The sequence below is a fragment of the Robertmurraya massiliosenegalensis JC6 genome (assembly GCF_000311725.1).
Taxonomy (GTDB): Bacteria; Bacillota; Bacilli; order Bacillales; family Cytobacillaceae; genus Robertmurraya; species Robertmurraya massiliosenegalensis.
In genome coordinates, this window is the sequence record NZ_HE978512.1 from 174,972 (window position 1) to 196,833 (window position 21,862).

A 21,862-nucleotide genomic window follows, 5' to 3' on the forward strand; every position below is an offset into this window, starting at 1 on the left:
AGTAAATGTGCAGAAATGATGGAGAAAAGACCACCTTTCACTTCTTAGGAATTCCGACGTGATATGATGTGATTAAAAAGAGAAATGTTTAATTTCACCGCAAAAGCATAAAAGAAAAAGGAATAAAAGGTCATCCACTTTTTAAAATGAAAGACATCAAAATACTTGTTCGATACCCATTCCAAATAGGTCAATATAAGGGCCCAAATAAAAATCGTCAGCCATTTATTCATCTGATGCTTTCTATAAAAATAAATCGCAATGACCACTGGAACAGGATAAACACCTACCTGTAAAACAGAATCAAAAAATTCTCCATAAGGATAATCAAGAGTATCATACAAATCTAGAGGCTTTTCAGCTAAAAGGCGGTCGCCTAGTGTTCCAAACCAAGCGTTAAAAACGAGAAGAGCGATGACTTCACTTTTTAATAGAACTCGCTCACTTTTTTGGAGAAGATAAAGAAGTGTCCATACAAGTACGAGAATGGACAAGACAAAAAGCTCATTTTTATCAAAGTTCTTCGGAGCTAGCGGTTCAAGTAAATCCATTATTTTACTCAACGGCAACACTCTCTCTTTTTAACAAATGATCGTAATATCGCTGAAATAAAGACGAGATAATTACAATTAACAAACACATTATTACATCAATCATGAAAACCCATTCCGAATCACACTGGACAACTCCCACTTTTAAAAAGAGAAATTTCGAAAGGACTTCCAAGCAGCACCAACCTAGTACATACCAAATTGTGTGAGCCCGTTTCTGCCGATAAAGAGCCCAGACAAGCAATACAGGAATGATCCATCCGAAATGGAGAAAGCCAATGATTCGGGGAATGTATTCTGCTGTTAAAAATAATCGTTCATAGGCAGTCGATATTTTAAAATTAATATGTTGACATAAAAAAGATACGAAGAAAAACAAAATCGTCACTTCTAATTGAGGGAAGCTTCGTTGCATGTTGCGAAATAAAAAAATGACAAGTATCGAAATTAACATAATGATGGCTAAAAGAGTTTTCATACACAATGTTCACCCTATGCACTATTTAGGTTTTATTATGACCTCTATTGGTTATTTTATCCTTTAGATCAAACCAAAAAGCACAAACCATCATTTCTTTGGTTTGTGCTTCTCATATTAGTTTGATTGGCTCCTCATCAATTCATCACGAATTAAGTGTTCAAGGCTGTCCCACCATATCGGTTTGTTTTCATCATTTCGGATTTGAGCGATTCCATTCGTCACTTTAATCCATTTTTTTGTGTCATCATCTTTGAAGTAACCACTAATTTGCGTTGATAGAGGAAAAAAAGCTTCAAAAGGTGAATACACGGTTCCGTAGTAAATTTTACTTCCATCATAATGATCATGGATCCAGTCATCATGAAAATTTACGAGCCACGCATTTTCATCAGTTGGGATCGTAACGAGTTTTACCTTCTTTTCAAAAACCTCTTCTTCCTCAATATAATCAACATTTTTTATTTTCATGTCTACCCTTCTTACACACTTAATTTTTCTCTTAGTGTTGGAATAGCATTGACAATATGGTGGTTAATTCCAAGTTCTTTTGGACTGAATCCAAGTGCTAAACCAATTAGCTGTGGTAAATGAATAACTGGCATGGTAATATCCGTAGATGCTGTTTTTTGAATATCTGGTTGATACATATCCATTTGCATTTGGCAAAGCGGACATGGCGTAACCATGACATCAGCCTTGGCATCTTTTGCTGATACGCAATCATTTTCCACCATTTTAAAAACCTCTTTTTCAGCAGGGAACACGGCATGGAAACCACAGCATGATAAACGCTTATCAAAATCGACTGATTCAGCACCGAGTGCATCTACAACCATTTCCATGGATTGTGGATTTAACGGATTCTCAAAGCCCATAATTTTTGGCGGACGTACAATATGGCATCCATAGAAATTCGCTACCTTTAAGCCTGTTAATGGACGTACCACCTTTTTCTTTAAGTTCTCAAGACCATAATCTTTAATCATTGCCCAAAGAAAATGGGTCACATCAGAAGTACCTTTATATTCTAAATTAGATTCTGAAAGACCACGATTGACATTTGTCTTCACATCTTCCTTTGTATCAAGCTGATCTTTAGCTGTACGAAGCATAAGCGTACATGTATTACAAACAGTTAAAATAGGCAAATCCAATTGTTCGCCTAATGCGATATTTCTTGCATTGATGGAGGTAGAAAGGTTCTGATCAATATCTTGAACATGGCTTGCACCACAACAAGTCCAGCCTGGTATTTCGATCAATTCGATTCCAAGTGCCTCCGCTACTTTCATTGTTGACATCTTAACTTCCTTAGCAGCTGATTCCAGTGTACATCCAGGAAAGAAAGCGTATTTTAACTTTTTCATTCTTGCACCCCTTGCTGCACATAGGCATATATTTTACGAACATCTTCAATTCCTTCAACTTCTTTTGGTATTTCAAGCGGGTTGATTTTCCCTTTTGCCATCATTCTCATTGCCAACGGAACACGTTTTTTCATGGTCGTGAAGACTCCTTCTGTTTTCATTGGCAAAGTAGCCTCATTTAAGCGGCCTTTATTTTTAATATCATTGTAAAAGGCATATGCATGGCGGGCTCCTAGGTTTTTCGTTTCACCCATTTCCATCGTCATACTGCGAAGAGAAGCGATCTCACTAGTCAAATCAATCTCTTTTGGACACTTAGTGACACACTCCATACAGTGAACACATTTCCACAGATCATTATCCAAAACAGCTCGAAGATGTTCTTCTGGATTAGCCGTTCTTGAATCCATAACAAATCGGAATGCTTTATTTAAAATAAATGGATCTAAGTAGCTGTCATCACTAGAAGACTCTAAAACGCTACAAGAAGAAGAGCAGACACCACATAAAATACAGTCAGAAGCAGCATTGATTTTATGAAAATCTCGTTCAGATTGAATAAATCCTTCTTCTCTACTACCATCACTTGATGGATTGAGCCATGGCTTGATCTTTTTCATTTTTTCAAACTTCGGTTCCCAATCAACGACTAAATCCCGGATAACTTCAAAGGAAGCAAGTGGTTCAAAAAATAGAGTATCTGTCATTAAAGCTTCTAGGACATCATCTAAAGGGGTTTTACAAGCTAAAAATGCCTGACCATTTATCTGAACCGCACAGCTGCCACAAATGGCAGCACGACAAGCAGAGGTATAAGTGAAACTTTGATCATATTCTTCTTTAATCGTCGTAAGAACAGTCAGTAAGGTCATGCCTTTTTCATAGGGAATTTTATACTCTTCAATCCAGCGTTTACTTTTACCATCATATCGTTGAACCCTACAAGTAATTGTTCTCATCAGTACTTCCTCTCCTCAGGTTGATACTTTGTAATCGAAACTGGGGCATATTCAATTCTAAATTCTTCGCCTTCTTTGTAGACGAGTGTGTGTTTTAAGAAATCCTCATCATTTCTATTTGGATAATCCATCCGTGAATGAGAGCCACGACTTTCTTTACGTGCGAGTGCACCCAAGGTCACGCTTTTTGCTAGACTTAAGAGATTGCCTACTTCGATATATTGTAGAAAAGCAGTATTATAGTTTTCAGAACCGTCTTCTATATAGGTATTTTTATAGTCTTCTATTAGCTGGTTAAGTTCAGTAAGTGCTTGCTGCATCTCTTCTTCCACACGGAATATCCCCACGTTATTCCAAAGTGTCTCAGCCATTTTATTACGAATTTCATATAGATTGACGTTCCCCTTTTTGTTGCTGCGCATCGTATCAAATTTAGATTTCCAATCTTTCGCTGCATCTTCTACTTTTTTCGCATTTCCATATGCACGACTAAGTGCCACATCTCTTGCACCTGCTCCTGCAACTTTTCCATAAAATACAGCATCCGCAACAGAGTTCGCTCCTAGACGATTGGCACCATGTAGGGATACGCATGCACATTCACCAGCAGCATGAACACCTTCTATAAGCGTTCCGCCTGTTTTATAATCCGTTACATCAATTCCACCCATTACATAGTGACAGCTTGGACGAATTGGAACAGGATCGGTGATTAAGTCTACTCCTTCAAATTCCAACGCAAGCTTACGTACCTGTGGCAGACGTTCCATAATTTTCTCTCTACCTAGATGACGAAGGTCCATATAAACATATGCTGTAATACCTTCACCAAATCCACGGCCTTCTTTTATTTCCGTTTCAATAGAGCGTGCAACGAGGTCGCGTGGTCCCAATTCCATTTTTTCAGGTGCATAACGTTCCATAAAACGTTCACCTTTGTTATTAATGAGATAGCCGCCTTCCCCCCGACATGCTTCAGAAAGGAGTGTACCGGTTTTTGCCATTCCAGTTGGGTGATATTGAACAAACTCAGGATCCTTGATCGCAATCCCTGCATCCAGACAGGTAGCAACTCCATCACCTGTCATATTGAAAGCATTGGTTGTTCTACTCCAATAAATCCGTCCAAATCCACCTGTAGCAATCACAACTGATTTCGCAGCAATTGGAACAATTTCACCTGTACGGAAATTCATCGCTACAATTCCATCTAGCTTTTTATCTGTTTCTACGATAGATAAAAGGAACCATTCGTTTAAAAACTCAACATTATGCTTAAGACTTTGTTCGAATAAAGCGTGTAAAATAACATGTCCTGTTTGGTCTGCTGAATAACAAGCTCTTGGCTTTGATGCACCCCCGAAAGGACGTTGAGCCACTTTCCCATTTTCATCCCTTGAGAACGGAACACCAAAATAGTCAAGCTCTTTAATAGCACCTGGCATGCCCTCAACAAAAAATTCGACTGCATCCTGATCGGCCAAAAAGTCGCTTCCTTTTACCGTATCTTTAAAATGCAATTCAGTTGTGTCACTTGAATCACGGTTTCCTAGCACCGCATTAATTCCACCTTGAGCAGCCCCGGTATGGGACCTTGTTGGATATGTTTTACTAATAACAGCAACACGTAAATTATTATTTTGACCAGCTTCAAGTGCAGCTCTCATTCCTGCACCACCGGAGCCAACAATTATGACATCATAGTAAAGCATGCTGATACCTCTTTTCTATAGATTGAATGAATGGCACTGCGAATTAAAAACAAACGATGTTAACATAGTACTTACCGCTGGCAATCTACTAGAATGCTCATTTTTTAATTCACCTTCGTACATGGTGAAATCGACTTGATTGTTAACCATTTATGAAAAGGCCCTTTTCTAAAAGGTTATTGCTTTGATTGTTACTGTGTAAATCCCTGTGGAAAGAGCCGTTCCTAACCAAATTTAGTTGTAATAATTGAAGTTTTTAGCACAAATAATTAGGGATAAGATTATGAAAATATCTATTTCATACATGATTTACTAACGTTTTATCAACTTTTTAATACGTTCGGTTGTTTTACATTACTTTTAGTAAGAAAAAATTTATCGTAGGAGAAGCAAAACACGCTTCCCCTACTACGGAAATTAATCTTCTACTCTATATTGTTCCACGCCTAATTGATATAAGTTGTTTCCTTCACTATCGATCGCAACAATACATGGGTAATCAACCACTTCTAAACGACGAATTGCTTCTGGGCCCAGCTCTGGGAAAGCAATCACCTCAGCAGATTTTACACTATCTGCAATTAACGCCGCTGCTCCACCAATAGCTGCAAAATAAACAGCTCCATGTCCCTTCATTGCTTCAACAACCTCTGGGCTACGTGGTCCTTTTCCAATCATGCCAGTCAAGCCTTGTTCAATAAGTTTTGGTGAATAGGCATCCATTCTTCCACTTGTTGTAGGTCCACATGAACCAATGACTCTTCCTGGCTTCGCAGGTGTCGGTCCAGCATAGTAAACAATTTGATCCTTTAATTCCATCGGAAGCTCTTCACCTCGAGCAAGTGCTTCAACGATTAGTTTGTGTGCTGCATCACGAGCTGTGTAAATCGTACCGGTAATGGACACCATATCTCCTGCTTTAAAATCCTTCACTGCCTCCCTAGTTAGAGGAGTTGTTAACTTCTTAAGAGTTGCTGTTACCATCCTTCATCACCTTCTCATTATTTTTAATTCCATCATTATAGGAGTCGTGCTCGACTTAATTCATTTACTGAAGCTTACCGTTACAAAATAACTTCTTTATGTCTTGCTGCATGACAGTTTAATGTAATTGCTACAGGTAGTGTGGCAATATGAGTTGGGAATGTTTCAATATGGACAGCTAAAGCAGTAACTTTCCCACCAAAACCTTGAGGTCCAATCCCTAATTTATTTATTTTTTCAAGTAGCTCTTGTTCTAATTCGGCATATTCAGGGTTTGGATTTGGTTCCTCCACTTTACGTGCAAGAGCTTTTTTCGCAAGTAGTGTACACATATCCATCGTTCCACCAATTCCTACACCTACAATTACTGGAGGACAAGGATTTCCACCTGCTTTTGTTAATGAATCAATCACAAATTGTTTTACACCTTCAAGGCCTTCTGCAGGTTTTAACATTTTCAACGTTCCCATGTTTTCACTACCTGCACCTTTAGGAAGGATTTGAATTTTTAACTGATCACCAGGCACTAATGATGTATGAATAACAGCAGGTGTATTATTGCCTGTGTTATCACGATGGAAAACTGGATCCTTTACAACAGATTTTCGCAAATAGCCATCTGTATACCCTTGTCCAACCCCCTCATTAATGGCCTCTTCTAATGTTCCACCTACGATATGAACATCCTGACCCAATTCAACTAGAACAACCGTCATTCCAGTGTCCTGGCACATAGGAGAGTGTGTTTCGCGAGAAATCTCAACGTTTTTCACAATTTTCTCAAGACTATATTTACCAAATTCAGATTCTTCCACTTCAACCGCTTTTCTTAAAGCACTCTCCACATCTTCAGGAAGATCGCAAGCAGCATTTATACACATTTCTCTTACTGCGTCTACGATCGTTTCTTTTTGAATTTCTTTCAGTTTTACTACAGTTGTCATTTTAGAACGCCTCCATTTAATTATTGGAATTCTATCGAAAAGATTGAACTTTTTTCACAATGTATTACAAGTTTTTGCCTATTCTGTCTGCCTAATGAGCCTTACCAAAGACCGAGAAGTTTCCACCATGCTGCACCGATACCGAGCCAGATAACAATGTGCACTAATGATATGACAAAACCTACGCTCCACCATTTATTCTGGTTTACATATCCAGCACCATATAGTACAGCAGCTGGACCATTACCATAGTGTGTAAGACCTGAGAATAAGTTACTAAAGAAAGCAAGTAATAAAGCTGAAAGCATTGGTGGTGCACCAGCTGCAATCATGACACCTAAAAAGGCTGTGTACATCGCACTTACGTGTGCAGTGTTACTGGCAAAAATGTAATGGCTATAATAATAGACAAGACCGAGAATTAAGAATGCTACTATCCACGTTGTACCACTAACGGCTCCACCCATTTTTTCACTAAACCATGGAATTAAACCTAATTCATTTAACTGGGTTGCCATCATAACTAGCGCTGCGAACCATACTAACGTATCCCATGCGCCTCTTTCATTTTTAACATCTTCCCAATTCAATACTTGAGTAAATAATAGAAGAGTTAAGCCAATAAGTCCGACTACTGTTGCGCCCCAACCTAATAGACTTTCACCAAAGATCCAAAGAAGTAATACAACTCCAAACGCGAGTAGCATTAACTTTTCTCCCTTTGCCATTGAACCCATTTCTCTAAGCTTGTTCGATGCCCATGAAGATGCATCTGGTGTGCTCTTTATTTCTGGTGGGCTCATCCAATAAATAACTAAGGGAATAAGAATTAAACTTAAAATACCTGGTACTAAAGCTGCTATCGCCCAACCGCCCCACGTGATGTTAACACCTAAATCTTTTGCAAGAGTAACAGCCAGTGGGTTAGCTGCCATTGCAGTCATAAACATTGCTGAAGTAATATTGTTTCCATGAAATGTTGTTAATGTTAAGAAGGTACCGATTTTTCCTTCTGTTCCGTCACCTGGCTTAGAACCAAATGTTTCAGATAAACTTCTTCCAATTGGATAAATGATTCCGCCTCCACGCGCCGTGTTACTCGGTGTTGCTGGCGAAAGCACCAAGTCACTGAATAACAATGCATAGGAGAGTCCGAGAGTCTTTTTACCGAATGCCTTTACGAACATGTACGCAACCCTTGAACCTAAACCTGTTTTAATGAAACCTCTTGAAATAAAGAACGCTACAACGATTAACCAAATGGTTGTGTTAGAAAAACCAGATAGAGCTGTTTTATCATCCAAGACTCCGGTAATGATCGTTACCGTAATCGCCGCAATTGAAAGTGGTCCCATTGGAAGTGGTTTAATAATGAAACCGACGATTGTGGCTGCAAAGATGGCAAGTAGATGCCAAGCCTTTGGATCGAGCCCTTCTGGTACGGGAATAAACCACAGAACCAAACCTACCGCAATGGTAATAATGAGATTCTTTAGATTTAATCCCCCCTTATTTTCTTTCTTTTGTTGCGTTGGTATAACAGTCTTCATTTTACTTGCTGGGACTGCCATGTTTTTCACCTCTTTAGGTATTTTTGATTACGCTCATATTTTCACATACTTTTTTTTGTTTGTTAAATAGCTATTTATTATTGATTTATAGGCTAGAATCATATATTCACACTTTGTTTATAAATCGGTCACATAACTGCTATTTTCATTCTCGTTACAGCATTTTTATTCATCTAAAATATACTTAGGAGAATGACTACTTAGCTTCTTTATGCATAATAGCTCGACATTTATTGCACATCATATGAATTTAAGGAATAACCTCATTAATAGATAAAAAGTGGACAATTCTGCGAAAGGAGATGGAAATGTGGAATTAAGAGACTTAAAGTACTTTAAATCCGTTTGTGACACTGGAAGTTTTACGAAAGCAGGTCAAGTACTTCATATATCGCAGCCAACGATTACGAAAGCCGTTCATCGATTAGAAGAAGAAATTGGAGTACAGCTGTTTGATCGAAATAAAAGCAGTAAGCAAATCACGCTTACTCCGGAAGGTCAAATTTTCTTATTAAAAGTAGAGGGGATATTAGATTATATCGATGAATCCGTCGTAGCCGTGCAAAATTTCCAGAACAAAAAAATTCGTTTAGGGCTTCCCCCCATTATTGGTGCCGCTGTTTTTCCACCCATTTATGAGAAATTAGTAACTCAATTTCACTCTTTACAATTTGAAATACAAGAAAATGGCACGAATGATATGCGCTCACTAATTAAAAAAGGACAAGTAGATCTAGGTTTTATTTATCATAAATGCGGTACTGAACCTCCAGATTTAAAATATATTACATTGCATCGCGATGAGTTGAAAGTATGTGTCTCAAAAGATCATCCTTTTGCTCATTTAAAAAAGATTGCACTAGAGGATTTACAATGGGAACGGTTCATTCTTCTTTCGGAATCGTATTTGCATAATTATCTCGTACTTTCGGAATGTAAAAAACATGGGTACATTCCTGATATCACATTCACATCAAATGAAGTAGTGACGGTGAAATCTCTCGTTGAAACAGGATTGGGAATTACGATTCTTTCAAATATGGCTATTAAAGAGAACCAAAATATTGTTCCCCTCTCATTAGAAGACCCTGTTTTTCTAGATGTTCTCCTATGTTGGAAAAAAGATCACATTCTTTCACCAGAATGCCAACAGGTTATTGACTATATCTCCCATCAATTTAAAAAAGAAAAAGAGACGAACAACTTTGAGGTGAATGATGATGAAATATGAACCTAGAAACACCACCGCTGAACATGATGACGATGAGATGCTCATGATTGAAGCAAATATAGATGATTGCCAAGGGGAATGGATGGGCTATACGATGGAAAAGCTTCTTTCAAGTGGAGCAAATGATGTATACTTCACGCCGATTATCATGAAAAAAAATCGACCGGCCTACAAACTTTCCGTTCTTGCACATCAGTCAAAGCTGCCAAAGTTAACACAGATCATTTTTACAGAAACAACAAGCTTTGGGATACGCCATTATCCCGTAACTTGTCATCGGATAGAAAGGAAATTTGAACAGGTACACACACCATGGGGAGCTGTAAACATTAAGATTGGTAGACACTTAGGGGAGATTGTCCAGTTATCACCGGAGTATGAAGATTGTAGAAGAATTGCCCTGCAATTTCATCTTCCATTAGGGACCATTTATCAACAAGCGATCGATCGATTTCAGCAAAACCACATGGTCCCTAGAGAAGAAAAATAATTTAATTCACATCATTTCATTTATTTTTTCTCACTTCCAATGATCATTCGCAGCATATTAGGACGATCTGGGAAGCTCTTTTCGCCTGCACCGTATCCCACCTTCTCGACGATCATCGATGGAATTGATCCGTATGAGGTTGCTAAAGCCTTAATAATCGCTGCTCCAGTAGGTGTTGTTAACTCACCTACTATATCTGATTTTTCTATTGGAATGTCCTTAAGTATTTCTAATGTTGCTGGTGCTGGCACCGGATACAAACCATGCCCCATTACCATTTTTCCTGACCCAAGTGGAACAGGAGAAGAGGTCACTTGTTCTACTCCAAGATTTTCTAATAAAATGGCTGTACCTACAATATCAATAATTGAATCAATCGCCCCTACCTCATGAAAATGAACCTTCTCCAAGGTGACATGGTGAATTTTCGCTTCTGCTTCAGCTATTTTCCGAAAGATATTTAAAGACATTTCTTTTGTTAGTGATGTTAACTCTGATTCTTGAATCATCTTCTCGATATCAGAATAATGACGATGGCTCTTCGCTTCTTCAAAGTGCACATAAAACTTCGTCCCACTTAAACCGCTCTTCACAGTCTTCTGATGTTCTAATTCATACTCTGCAGTGATCGGAAGCTTTTGTAACTCCTGAAGTAAATAATCCCAATCACCTCCGGCATCTAATAAGGCTCCAATCGTCATATCACCACTAATCCCTGAAAAACAATCAAAGTGTAGTATTTTCATAGACTTCCTCCTTCTTTACAGCCATCGATAAAACAAGTGCTGCATTATATCCAGCACCAAATCCATTATCAATGTTCACAACGCTAATTCCAGGAGCACATGCATTAAGCATCGATAGTAAAGCTGAAATTCCATTAAAATTAGCTCCATAGCCAATACTCGTTGGAACAGCAAATAGCGGTTTTGCTACTAATCCAGATACAACACTTGGTAATGCCCCTTCCATTCCAGCCACTGCGATAATCGCTGAAGCTCCTCTAATCGTATCGAGATGATGAAAAAGTCGATGAATACCCGCAACACCAACATCATAGATTCGTTGCACAACACATCCCATCGCTTCTGCAGTTACAGCTGCTTCCTCTGCAACTGGAATATCAGAAGTCCCTCCACATAGGACCGCTACATAACCATCAAACAGTGTTACCGGTTCATTGACTCCTATCCAAATGACCGCCCTCGCATCCTCATAATAAGCCGCATCAGGAATATAAAATAGAATCTCCTTCGCTTTTTCCTTGCTAATTCTCGTCGCCAGGACCCGCCCATTTTTTTTGATAAGGGTCTGGAAGATCGAAATAATTTGCTCCGAAGTTTTTCCTTCTCCATAAATAACCTCAGGAAAACCAGTTCTTAAAGGACGATTATAATCAATTTTGGCAAATCCTAAGTCTTCAAATTGAGTGAGCATTGACTTAGCATCGTCAATCGATGTTTCTCCATTTTTTACGCTTTGTAGAATCCTTTCAAGCTTGCTGTTATCCATATGAGCCACTCCTTAGGAAACTTCTATATTCATACTGCCAGTTTGATAGCCTGTTAAATCTAAGGTTACGTACAAAAATCCTTGTTCCTTGAACTGTTTTTGAATCTCGTGACGATGCTCAACAACAATCAAAAAATCTTGTTCATCTACTTCAATCCGGGCAATTTTTTCATGATGACGAACACGAAGTTGCTTTATTCCTAATGAATATAAAAAGTTTTCACAAATATCGAGCTGTGTAATTTTTTCTTGCGTAATTTCAGTGCCATATGGAATCCTTGAAGATAGACACGCAAAAGACGGCTTATCCCAAGTTTGTAAATTCATTTCCTTTGAGAGAATTCGAATGTCGTCCTTGGTAAGTCCAGCCTCTTTCAGCGGACTTTTCACGCCAATTTCCGAAAGTGCTTTCATTCCAGGCCGAAAATCATTGACATCACTAGCATTCGTTCCATCTAATATATAGGGATACTCAAGCTCCTGAGCCAATTCATTCACTCTTGTAAATAAACCTGTTTTACAATGGTAACAGCGTAAATGAGTGTTAGAAGCAAAATTCTTGTTCTCCAGTTCCTTAATGGTAATCGTTGTATGTGAGACACCCAAATCATCGATCAATTGAAGTGCTTCATTCAACTCTCGTTCTGGAAACGTTTCTGATCGTGCGGTTACGGCAAGAACATGCTCTTTACCGAGGACCTCATTCGCCTTTGCCAATAAAAATGTACTGTCCACCCCACCTGAGAATGCAATAAGCACCTTTCCCATTTCTCGCAATATTTCTTCTAGCCTCTCATTCTTTTGCTTAATTTGAAGAGTCTCCACGTTAGTCACCCCTATTATGTCTTAAAAAGATTCGGGAGGCACATTGTCATGCATTCCTCCCGAATATCCTATTAATGTAGTACTAATTGTTTGACGATAGGTACAGTAGATGGCGCTTTCGGAATACAGGCAACAATCGGATTCTCTGGCAAGGAGTCTTTACACATTTCAACCGCCTGCTCGATGCTTGACGCTTTTTCAACCTTCATTAGACGAGCATCCTCTTCATCAATTCCTTCTGAAACAATAATAACCCGTGCTTTTTGAAGAGAGCGCCCCCACAAAAATGCTTTATGTCCTCCAACAAAGAATTCCATCTTTGCAAATTCTTCTAACACTTTATCAACCGTATCTCCTAAGGCCATCGTTTCCTTAAATTTCTCAGAACCGATTCCTTCCCTGCATTCGGCTACAAGAATAATCGTTCCTCCTTGCTTGACGGCAACTGCTGCATGCAGAAGTCCTTTTTGTGCCTGATATAAATTCAAGTCTTTCGGAAACCCACCTGATGCGGCAATAACGAGATCTGCCGGTTCCTTTACCTCTGCTTGAAGTATTTTTTGTGCCTCTTTGACTCCTGCTCGATGGGCTTCAAAATAATGGCCGGCTACAGCTTTAACCACTTCTTTACGACTATTTAGAACGACATTCACAATAAAATCAACGCGAGCGATGCCGCCAATTTCGTCAATATCTTCTCGTACAGGATTGCCTTCCAAATTTGCTAGCGCTGCCTTAGGATGGGGTAACATGGAATGATTATGGGAGACGAGAGGACTTCCTCCAACTCCAATGGCGACTGCTTTTGCTCCCCCGGCAAACCCAGCAAATTGATGGGGATCGAGAACACCGAGAGCGATTTTTGCGTCCGCTTCCACATAATGACGATTTAATACAACCGGCGTCCCTCGAGTTGTGACTCCGATATTTACAAGATTGGCCTCATCACGAAAATCATGCGAAATGACTTTAAAATCCCTTGCGACTTCTTCTCCTAAGATTTCAACGAATTCCTCAGGAGGAGAAACACGATGTAATCCAGTACCGATTAAAATCGTAATTTGCTCTTTTGAAATACCATACTCTTCTAATTTTTTTGCTAGAATTGGAATAATGACATGATTAGGAACAGGACGGGTTGCATCGCTTGTGACTATGACTACTTTTTTTGCACCTTGAAACTTCTCTAATGATGTGCCGATTGGATTCTCAATTGCCCTTAATACTTCTTCCTCACTCGTATGATTTAATACCTCTTCTGAAATCGAAACATGTTCATACTCAAAAGGAATGGTTGCTTTCATATAATCTTTACCATAAGGAACTTTTATTTCAGCCATAATACTGCCTCCAATTAAAGAATAATAGCATGTTATTGCAGAATTACCGATTTCCCTCCTTTATGTGAAAATATTCACATTCATACTTCTATTTTCCTCTATCTTCAAGAAGAATAGAAATAGTTTCTTTTAATATATACATGAATATATTTCATAAGGAGCATTTCTGAGGGATAGCTTTTTGGGGATCACAAAAAAAGCTATCCCTTACCATTCGTTTTGTGGTTGGGCTAGCTAATTGGATGGCTATATTTCTTGTATAAGAATCAAACTCGTAATGGCTTTAATGATTTCATCTCTTTGAGGAATTACTTCTTTTACTAGCTTTTGCGAATATGGAACTGGTATTTGAGCTCGAGTGATCCTCTTTATCGGAGCCTTCAAGTATTGAAATCCTGCTTCAGAGATTATCGCAGCAACTTCTGACGCAAAGCCACAAAAAACTGAACCATCATCAACAATGACAAGTTTACCCGTCTTTTGAACAGATTTTAACAGAGCTTTTACATCTAAAGGAAACAATGTCCTTGGATCGATCACCTCAATTGAAATTCCTTTTGATTCTAGCTCGATAGCAACCTCACAAGCAGTATTTACGAGATGACCAACAGCCACTACCGTCAAATCCGTACCAACATACTTGATTTCAGCGACTCCTAAGGGAATCATATATTCCTCATCTGAAACATGATCGATTAAGTCAGAACAAAGTGCAGGTTCATAGATAACAACTGGATCTTGATCACGAATTGCTTGCTTTACCAGGCCTTTTGCAGCAGCAGGAGTTGCTGGAACGACCACCTTCAATCCCATTTGGAGCAAACAGGAGTAAGCGTTATCATATTGTTCCACGCTCATGCTATCTTTTATTCCTATTATCCGAACAACGAGCGGGATATTTACTTGCCCCCCTGATCTGTATCTACCTTTTCCAGCTTGATTGACGAGTTGCTCCATCGCTACAAATTGCAAAGTACTTCCATTATACTCAACAATAGGTCGTAACCCTGCCATTGCCGCTCCTATCGCCATTCCTGTAAAACCTTGCTCCGATAGGGGGGTATGAATAATACGATCTTTTCCGAACTGCTTTTTTAACCCTTCAGTTGTACTTGCCAATGAAGAAGGATCATCGATGCCAATTAAACAGATTGTCGAATCCCTTTCCATTTCTTCGCGAATAGCTGCCATGATGGCATCCTTATAACTTATTCTCGCCATTATAACCACCCTTTCACAGGCAAATCATAGGCATCTTCATAAGCTTGTTCGAAAGTTGGATAAGGTGATTCCCTCATAAAAGCAATGCTCTCATGTACCATTTGTTTTGCTCTGTTCTCGATCATCACGAACACTTCTCGAGGAATACGCTCTTCCACTAGGACATATTTTAATTGTTCAATAGGATCTAATTTTCGATAGAAATCGATCTCTGCCTTACTTCGATAAGGTGTAGAAGAACATTCGTCTTCCTGAGAGAAATGACCGCCATATCGATATGTTTTACATTCCATTAGAACTGGTCCTTTCCTACTTCTTGTATATCTCACCGCTTTCTTCGCTGCTTCATACACGGTCAGAACATCCATCCCATCTACCACAATTCCTTCCATGCTATACGCATTGGCACGGTCAGCGATATCTTCAATACTCGTACTCTCAGTTACCTTTGTTCGCCCTGAATATTGGTTATTTTCACAGACAAAAATAATGGGAAGCTTCCATATCGATGCCATATTCAGCGCTTCATGGATCACCCCTTCATTTGATGCACCTTCCCCAAAAAAAGCAACTGCTACACATTCATTTCGTTTATAGTGGTTAGCAAATGCAGCCCCCAGAGCAATAGGAACACCTTGACCGCCTCTACCATTTACCCCTAAAACACCTGCTTCCCAATCTGTTACATGCATCGATCCACCTTTTCCCTTACAATACCCGGTACTTCTTGCGCCTAACTCTGCCATCACCTTATTCACATCAGCTCCCTTTGCAAGGATGTGTCCATGCCCACGATGAGTGCTCGTGATCAAATCCCCTTTTTCCAGGGCACAACAGATGCCTACTGCAACCGCTTCTTGGCCAATATATGGGTGTAGCTCTCCTGATATTTCCCCAGCCTCAAGAAGAACTTTTGCCTCTTCTTCAAAAAAGCGAATCAAGAGCATATCATGAAGCATTTTTAATTTCTCTGCTTTTTTCACATACATGTTCCACAGCCCCTTTCAACCTTTTTTTCCATATGGATCGTTTCTAGAGCATCTTTCTCATCGATCAAGACAGAAAAGCCTTTGGAAAGCCAAAAAGGATAACCACCTGGGAGGAACTTATGAGTATGTAAATAGAGAGTTTGACCGTTTCCATTTCGTTGACAAAATTGGTAAGCATGCTCCCAAAGCATGGTGCCAATTCCGAAGCGACGATGGTGCCTTTCAATATAGCATTTCGTTATTTCATATGTTGTTTCTAACTCAAATCGATTTTTCATAACAAGAATTCGATCATCGTAAGGATGGACAGCAATCGTTCCGAGTATTTGCTCATTTTCAGCAAATGCTGCTGCAAAAAAGGCATTAGCTTGATTCACATAGATTTCTTCCATTTTTAACAGTTGATTTTTTGAGGATTCACGAAGAGGAAATGGAAAAACTTCCTCGAAGACCCGTTGCACAAAATCAATCACTTGAGGAATGTCATCTTTTTTCACTTCTCTTATGGCAATCTTTGCTTTAGATTCCATCCTAAACACCATCCTTTACAATTAATGGGCTAACGGTACGGACGATACTAGATTCTTAGATAAAGAGCGTTCCAAATTTTCTGTATGTTGAAGACCGAATACTTCCTCCACGATTCTCCCTTCATCCATCACGATAAAATGATCAGAGATATATGTAACAGCCTGCAAATCATGCGAAATAAACAAATAAGAGAGATTATATTGTTTTTGTAGTTTCAGTAAAAGCTCTAACACTTGCACTTGACTAACGGTGTCCAAACTACTAACTACTTCATCGAGGACAAGCAGGTCAGGTTTCAACGAAATTGCTCTAGCAATATTGATTCTTTGTAATTGCCCACCACTAAATTGACTTGGATATTTGTCTGCATCAGTTGCCATTAGTCCTACTGCTTCTAATAACCTGTTTACTTCCTCCCGTTTTTCAATTGCGGATAACTGAAAATAATTTTCTAACGGTTCCGCTATACTTCTTCCGATGGTCATTCTTGGATTTAATGAACTCCATGGATCCTGAAATACCATTTGAACATGTCTTCTCATTTTGATGAAAGATTTTTTATCCAAATTCGTAAACGGAATCCCTTTGAAAAGAATATGACCTTGATCCGCTTTCTCGATCCCCATGATTATTTTTGCTAATGTACTCTTACCGGATCCACTTCGTCCAACAATTCCGATAGAAGTTCCATGTTCTAGCGTTAATGATACATTTTGAAGAGCCTTAATTTGTTTAGACTTCTTAAACCATGAATGTTCTAATCGATATGATTTTGACACATTGCTCACCATTAACAAGCTCATTTTATCCCTCTTTTCAATCGACTACTTGCCTCAATCAATGACCTTGTAAAGGCGTGTTGCGGTTGATTAAGAACTTTTAATAATGGTCCTTTTTCAACGACCATTCCTTCATGCATAACGATTACTTCATCAGCTAATCTTGAGATCACATCGAAATCATGTGAAACAAGTAAAATACTCATCCCATATTCATGTTTGAATTTTTCAAGCAAATTGAGAATATGGGTTTGGGTAACTTTATCGAGAGCTGAAGTTGGTTCATCTGTAATCATAAGCGATGGCTTTAACATGAGTGCGATAGCAATTAGAACACGTTGCAACATTCCACCGCTCAATTGAAAGGGGTATTGTTTAAATATATCTCCAGCATGCTCAAAGTCGACTTTTTCAAGATAGTGTAGAGATATTTTTTTCGCCTCTTTACGTGAAATATTTTGGTGTGCTCTTAATGTTTCAACCATATGACTTCCAATTGTGAAGACTGGATTCAATGACGAATGGGGGTTTTGCATCACCAACGCCACCTCAGAACCGCGTATTTTTCGTATTTCATGATCAGGTAGATATAATACTTCGGTGCCTATATATTGAATTCTCCCTGTCACATTTAATGGTTTCTTTAAAAGGTTCATGATCGCATGGCAAGTTAGCGTTTTCCCCGATCCACTACTTCCCAATACCCCTAAAACCTTACCAGGGAATACGTTGAAACTGACCTTCTTCACAATTTCGTGAACGGGTTTACATGCCTGTCCTTCAACAAAAATCGTTAAATCGTGAACAGATAATAGCGGCTCTCTTAACATGTATCTCCCCTCCTACGATTCTAATTTCGAATCCATCTTATCCCGCAAAGCATCGCCAAATAAGTTAAAAGCCATGACAGTGAAAAAGATCATCATCCCTGGATAAAACATTAAGGACGGATGACTCCTTAGAAATGGTCTGCTATCGTTTAGCATCGCTCCCCATTCAGCGGTTGGCGGCTGAATTCCAAGCCCTAGAAATGAAAAACCTGCAATATATAACATGATCGAACCTATATCTAGGGTCGCAAGGACCATGATTTCTGACATCATTCCCGGTACTAGATGGCGGGTGATGATTTTGAATTCGGATGTACCTGCCATTTTCGCTGCCATGATGAAATTTTGTTCCTTATGAGTGAGGACCATTCCCCTTATCATTCGTGCATATGAAACCCATTGAATCAGCATCATCGCCAATAGTAAGTTAAATAATCCAGGTCCGATAATCCCTACAAATGCCAAAATTAACACCAATCCAGGAAAGGCTAGAAGAATATCACAAACTCTCATAAACAAAGAATCCATTCGGCCACCTTTGTAACCTGCAAAAACACCGACAACAAGGCCAATGAACATTGTCGCGGTCACAACAAGGAGTGCACTTCCTAGAGAAATACGGGTGCCATAAATCAATCTTGACAGAATACATCTTCCTTGGTGATCTGTGCCGAGAAGAAATTCTTTCGATGGACCTTGTAGTCTCAAATCGATTCTCGTTAAATTAGGGTCATGAGGTGCTAAATACGGTGCAAAAACAGCGATAAGGATCATCAAAACAATGATCGTACCACTAAAAACTAGCACTCTATTTTTTAAAAGATGTCTCCCTTTTGTTTGGTTCATCCTACTAATCCCCTTTTAGCCGGATCCGAGGATCTAGATGGGCATGAATAATATCCACAATCAAGTTCAAAATGACAAAGATCACTGTCATTAAAAGCACACAAAATTGAATGACCGGATAATCTCGATTTAAAATCGCTGTGACAAAATATCGCCCCACACCCGGCCATGAAAAAATGCTTTCCACGATGACCGTTCCTGCGATCATATGCCCGATGCTCATGCCAAACGCCGTAATATAAGGTTGCAATGCATTTTTCAATACATGTTTTCCAATGATCACACTTTCTTTCAATCCTCTACTCGTAGCATTTATCACAAACGGCTGTTTCATATACTCTAGCATCCCAGAACGCAGCAGCCGGGGAAACGTAAACGTGTAAATAAAGCACATCGTTATCGTAGGAAGTACTAAATGGACAAAACCACCTCTTCCACCTGAAGGGAACAATCCTAGTTTGTAGGAAAAAATGTAGAGCAATATGAATCCTAACCAAAAGGATGGCATCGATGCCCCAATATATGAAAGCAGCCGACTAAATCGATCAAATAAGCGATCCTTGTATATTGCTGAAAAGATTCCTGCCGGCACACTGATGCACAATGTTAAAATAACGGCAGACAGTGTCAGCTGCATTGTTGGTATTAAGAAATACACGGCTTCTTCAAAGATGGGCTCTCCTGTCGTAAATGAGTTTCCGAAATTCAGCTGCAAAGCGTTTACCAACCATTGATAATACTGAACATATAACGGCTGATTTAATCTTAATTCCTGTCGTATCATTGCGACTGCCTCATCCGTTGGTGGAATTTGAGAAAGTCGCAAATAAATCTCAGCAGGATCACCAGGAACAAGATGAATCAACAAAAAGGTAAGGAGCGTCGTCCCAAGTAAAATAGGAATTAAGCTGACTACTCGTTTAAAAATGTAGGTCATCATTGGGCAATGGAAATTTTATTCAACGGTAATGTGTAGTTCATGTTTGGAAACTCCACACCACGAATATCATGATGAAATACTGCGATGTCTGCTGAGTATGAAATAGGTAAATAAATCGCTTGTTCATGCAATGTCCCCATAATATAGCTGTAAATTTCTTGTCTTTTCTCTTCATCAGTCGTAACTAGTACTTCACCAATCAGCGCATCAATTTCTTCCTTCATCGGTAATCCCAATTGTGCTTGATAATCTGCATGAGCTGGCTTTCTCATCGAAGAAAATAATGTGTGAGGCTCATAAGGCGCACCCCATGTGTTATTAAAAATGAGATTGAAATCACCATCTTTTTGCCTCTGTAGGTAGGATTGATTTTCTTCTCCAACAAGATTTAGTTTAATTCCCACCTTAAGTAAGTCCCCTTGTAGTGTTTCCGCAATCGCCTTTTGCACCTGATCGGTCGCATTAAAAACAATTTCTAGTTCTAAGAAGCTCCCGTTCTTTTGTCTAATATCGGTGCCTTTCCCCTTTGTCCATCCTGCATTTTCTAGCAGATGAATGGCTTTGTCCACGTCATACTCAAAAGGTTTCAAACCTACATCACTGTAAGGGACATTTGAAGCAAAGAGTGTATCTGCTTTTATCTCTGTTCCATAAAACAAATGGTCAATAATCGCTTGCTTATTAATACTATATTCAATCGCCTGCCTCACCTCTAATTCCTGTGATGGCCCTTTATTTGAATTAATCGCTATTGTTCTAGTAGACAAAGGTTCTGAAACTCCCGTTTGATAGTTACCTGTCTCTTGCAGGAATTTGAAGGAGTCTAAACTAATAAGCCCATTGCCCAAAATCAGGTCAATCTCTTTGTTTTCAAAGGCAATCACCCTTGCTTCACCGTCGGGAATAATCTTGATTTCAATTTCATCAATTTTTGGCTTTTCTCCCCAATAATATTCATTTCGTGTAAAAACCACATACTCATCTTTTTTATGTTCACTTAACACCCAAGCCCCCGTCCCAATTGCTTTAACGATTCCTTCTTCTGTTTTCCCATTTTCGGGAAAGCCATTGTCACCTAAAAAACGGAATGGCCGAACCAATGTTAAATCCTGCAACAGTGGATAATAGGGATTTTTTAGTACTATTTTAAAAGTTCGCTCATTGATTACACTTGTACTTTCTATTTGATTTATAACTTCTAGCCAGCTATGTCTTTCAGCATTATTAAGAATCGCATCGAAATTTTTCTTCGCATTTTCTGCCGTAAAATATGTACCATCGGAAAATCTCACATTATCCCTTAAATAAAAGGTATATTCTTTCCCATCCTCTGAAATCTCCCAGTCTTCAGCTAACCAAGGTTCAATCTTGCCGCTTTTTCCATATCGAACCAATGATTCATACACCATGTCTTGCGCAAAGATTTCATTAGGCGCATACATATGTGGATTTATTTCACCAATATCTTTACTCCATGAGATCGTCAACCTATTTATAGAATCGTTCGCTTCCATACTCCCTTTAGCTTCCATAACATTCTTTTCACTGCAAGCAGTCAAAATAAAGAGAATTAATACCAATAAAAAACCATTCGTCTGCCAACTTCTCATATGTTGACTTCCTCCTTCAGTCCTTTCCTAAAAAAGTGATGCAATCATTTTTTAGTTGGAATTCATTGGATAATGAATACACTCATTTTATCACTCAGAAAGGACGCCACACTCTTCAATATGTAAAAACTTATTGAACAAGTTGCCTT

General features: G+C 39.0%; 23 protein-coding genes. 2 read left to right on the forward strand and 21 right to left on the reverse strand.

Going from position 1 to position 21,862, the window contains the following annotated elements:
- Nucleotides 1–44 precede the first annotated feature (44 nt).
- The 9 genes from BMSHG_RS07075 to BMSHG_RS07115 all read right to left on the reverse strand — a co-directional run bounded on the left by BMSHG_RS07075 (nt 45) and on the right by BMSHG_RS07115 (nt 8,548).
- Nucleotides 45–563: a CBO0543 family protein gene (locus BMSHG_RS07075; RefSeq protein WP_019153738.1), complete on the reverse strand. Its 519-nt coding sequence runs from the start codon at nt 561–563 to the stop codon at nt 45–47.
- Nucleotides 556–1,029, reverse strand: a complete 474-nt coding sequence (locus tag BMSHG_RS07080) for a hypothetical protein (RefSeq protein WP_019153739.1) — start codon at nt 1,027–1,029, stop codon at nt 556–558. Before BMSHG_RS07080 ends, BMSHG_RS07075 begins: the two co-directional genes overlap by 8 nt.
- A gap of 117 nt (nt 1,030–1,146) precedes the next feature.
- A complete protein-coding gene (locus tag BMSHG_RS07085; protein WP_019153740.1) occupies nt 1,147–1,500 on the reverse strand; it encodes a hypothetical protein in 354 nt (117 codons plus the stop codon).
- Between the two features lie 11 nt (nt 1,501–1,511).
- On the reverse strand, nt 1,512–2,399 hold the full coding sequence (locus tag BMSHG_RS07090; protein ID WP_019153741.1) for a CoB--CoM heterodisulfide reductase iron-sulfur subunit B family protein: 888 nt from the start codon (nt 2,397–2,399) through the stop codon (nt 1,512–1,514).
- Entirely contained in the window at nt 2,396–3,358 is a 963-nt protein-coding gene (locus tag BMSHG_RS07095; RefSeq protein ID WP_019153742.1) for a succinate dehydrogenase/fumarate reductase iron-sulfur subunit, read from the reverse strand. The genes BMSHG_RS07090 and BMSHG_RS07095 overlap by 4 nt, the downstream gene beginning before the upstream one ends.
- The gene (locus BMSHG_RS07100; protein ID WP_019153743.1) at nt 3,358–5,070 is read right to left on the reverse strand and encodes an FAD-binding protein; all 1,713 of its coding nucleotides are present in this window, start codon (nt 5,068–5,070) and stop codon (nt 3,358–3,360) included. The genes BMSHG_RS07095 and BMSHG_RS07100 overlap by 1 nt, the downstream gene beginning before the upstream one ends.
- A gap of 417 nt (nt 5,071–5,487) precedes the next feature.
- Nucleotides 5,488–6,054: a Fe-S-containing hydro-lyase gene (locus BMSHG_RS07105; RefSeq protein ID WP_019153744.1), complete on the reverse strand. Its 567-nt coding sequence runs from the start codon at nt 6,052–6,054 to the stop codon at nt 5,488–5,490.
- 80 nt (nt 6,055–6,134) lie between these two features.
- Nucleotides 6,135–6,998 (reverse strand): fumarate hydratase, encoded by an 864-nt coding sequence (locus BMSHG_RS07110; protein ID WP_019153745.1) that lies wholly within the window; start codon nt 6,996–6,998, stop codon nt 6,135–6,137.
- 101 nt (nt 6,999–7,099) lie between these two features.
- Nucleotides 7,100–8,548 (reverse strand): anion permease, encoded by a 1,449-nt coding sequence (locus BMSHG_RS07115; RefSeq protein ID WP_235776349.1) that lies wholly within the window; start codon nt 8,546–8,548, stop codon nt 7,100–7,102.
- 331 nt (nt 8,549–8,879) lie between these two features.
- Here BMSHG_RS07115 and BMSHG_RS07120 point away from each other — a divergent pair, with 331 nt between their 5' ends.
- Entirely contained in the window at nt 8,880–9,800 is a 921-nt protein-coding gene (locus tag BMSHG_RS07120) for a LysR family transcriptional regulator (protein WP_019153747.1), read from the forward strand.
- Nucleotides 9,790–10,290: a nickel pincer cofactor biosynthesis protein LarC2 gene (gene larC2, locus BMSHG_RS25880; protein WP_019153748.1), complete on the forward strand. Its 501-nt coding sequence runs from the start codon at nt 9,790–9,792 to the stop codon at nt 10,288–10,290. The genes BMSHG_RS07120 and larC2 overlap by 11 nt, the downstream gene beginning before the upstream one ends.
- Before the next feature lie 20 nt (nt 10,291–10,310).
- On the opposite strand, the gene larC is transcribed toward larC2, so the two are convergent.
- The 12 genes from larC to nikA form a co-directional block, all read right to left on the reverse strand.
- On the reverse strand, nt 10,311–11,036 hold the full coding sequence (gene larC, locus BMSHG_RS07130; protein ID WP_019153749.1) for a nickel pincer cofactor biosynthesis protein LarC: 726 nt from the start codon (nt 11,034–11,036) through the stop codon (nt 10,311–10,313).
- On the reverse strand, nt 11,017–11,802 hold the full coding sequence (gene larB / locus BMSHG_RS07135; protein ID WP_019153750.1) for a nickel pincer cofactor biosynthesis protein LarB: 786 nt from the start codon (nt 11,800–11,802) through the stop codon (nt 11,017–11,019). Before larB ends, larC begins: the two co-directional genes overlap by 20 nt.
- Nucleotides 11,803–11,814: 12 nt before the next feature.
- A complete protein-coding gene (gene larE / locus BMSHG_RS07140; RefSeq protein WP_019153751.1) occupies nt 11,815–12,627 on the reverse strand; it encodes an ATP-dependent sacrificial sulfur transferase LarE in 813 nt (270 codons plus the stop codon).
- Nucleotides 12,628–12,698: 71 nt separating this feature from the next.
- A complete protein-coding gene (locus tag BMSHG_RS07145) occupies nt 12,699–13,967 on the reverse strand; it encodes a nickel-dependent lactate racemase family protein (protein ID WP_019153752.1) in 1,269 nt (422 codons plus the stop codon).
- Between the two features lie 246 nt (nt 13,968–14,213).
- Nucleotides 14,214–15,188: an alpha-ketoacid dehydrogenase subunit beta gene (locus BMSHG_RS07150; protein WP_019153753.1), complete on the reverse strand. Its 975-nt coding sequence runs from the start codon at nt 15,186–15,188 to the stop codon at nt 14,214–14,216.
- Nucleotides 15,188–16,177 carry a thiamine pyrophosphate-dependent dehydrogenase E1 component subunit alpha gene (locus BMSHG_RS07155; RefSeq protein WP_019153754.1) on the reverse strand — a complete coding sequence of 330 codons (990 nt, stop codon included), beginning with the start codon at nt 16,175–16,177 and terminating at the stop codon, nt 15,188–15,190. The genes BMSHG_RS07150 and BMSHG_RS07155 overlap by 1 nt, the downstream gene beginning before the upstream one ends.
- Nucleotides 16,168–16,707, reverse strand: a complete 540-nt coding sequence (locus tag BMSHG_RS07160) for a GNAT family N-acetyltransferase (protein ID WP_019153755.1) — start codon at nt 16,705–16,707, stop codon at nt 16,168–16,170. Before BMSHG_RS07160 ends, BMSHG_RS07155 begins: the two co-directional genes overlap by 10 nt.
- A gap of 21 nt (nt 16,708–16,728) precedes the next feature.
- Nucleotides 16,729–17,511: an ABC transporter ATP-binding protein gene (locus BMSHG_RS07165; RefSeq protein ID WP_019153756.1), complete on the reverse strand. Its 783-nt coding sequence runs from the start codon at nt 17,509–17,511 to the stop codon at nt 16,729–16,731.
- Complete coding sequence (locus BMSHG_RS07170) at nt 17,508–18,317, reverse strand: ABC transporter ATP-binding protein (RefSeq protein ID WP_019153757.1); 810 nt, start codon at nt 18,315–18,317, stop codon at nt 17,508–17,510. The genes BMSHG_RS07165 and BMSHG_RS07170 overlap by 4 nt, the downstream gene beginning before the upstream one ends.
- Before the next feature lie 12 nt (nt 18,318–18,329).
- Nucleotides 18,330–19,163 (reverse strand): nickel ABC transporter permease subunit NikC, encoded by an 834-nt coding sequence (gene nikC, locus BMSHG_RS07175; RefSeq protein WP_019153758.1) that lies wholly within the window; start codon nt 19,161–19,163, stop codon nt 18,330–18,332.
- 4 nt (nt 19,164–19,167) lie between these two features.
- Nucleotides 19,168–20,103, reverse strand: coding sequence for a nickel ABC transporter permease (gene nikB / locus BMSHG_RS07180; protein ID WP_019153759.1), 936 nt, complete (start codon nt 20,101–20,103; stop codon nt 19,168–19,170).
- Complete coding sequence (gene nikA, locus BMSHG_RS07185) at nt 20,100–21,713, reverse strand: nickel ABC transporter substrate-binding protein (RefSeq protein ID WP_019153760.1); 1,614 nt, start codon at nt 21,711–21,713, stop codon at nt 20,100–20,102. Before nikA ends, nikB begins: the two co-directional genes overlap by 4 nt.
- Nucleotides 21,714–21,862: the final 149 nt, after the last annotated feature.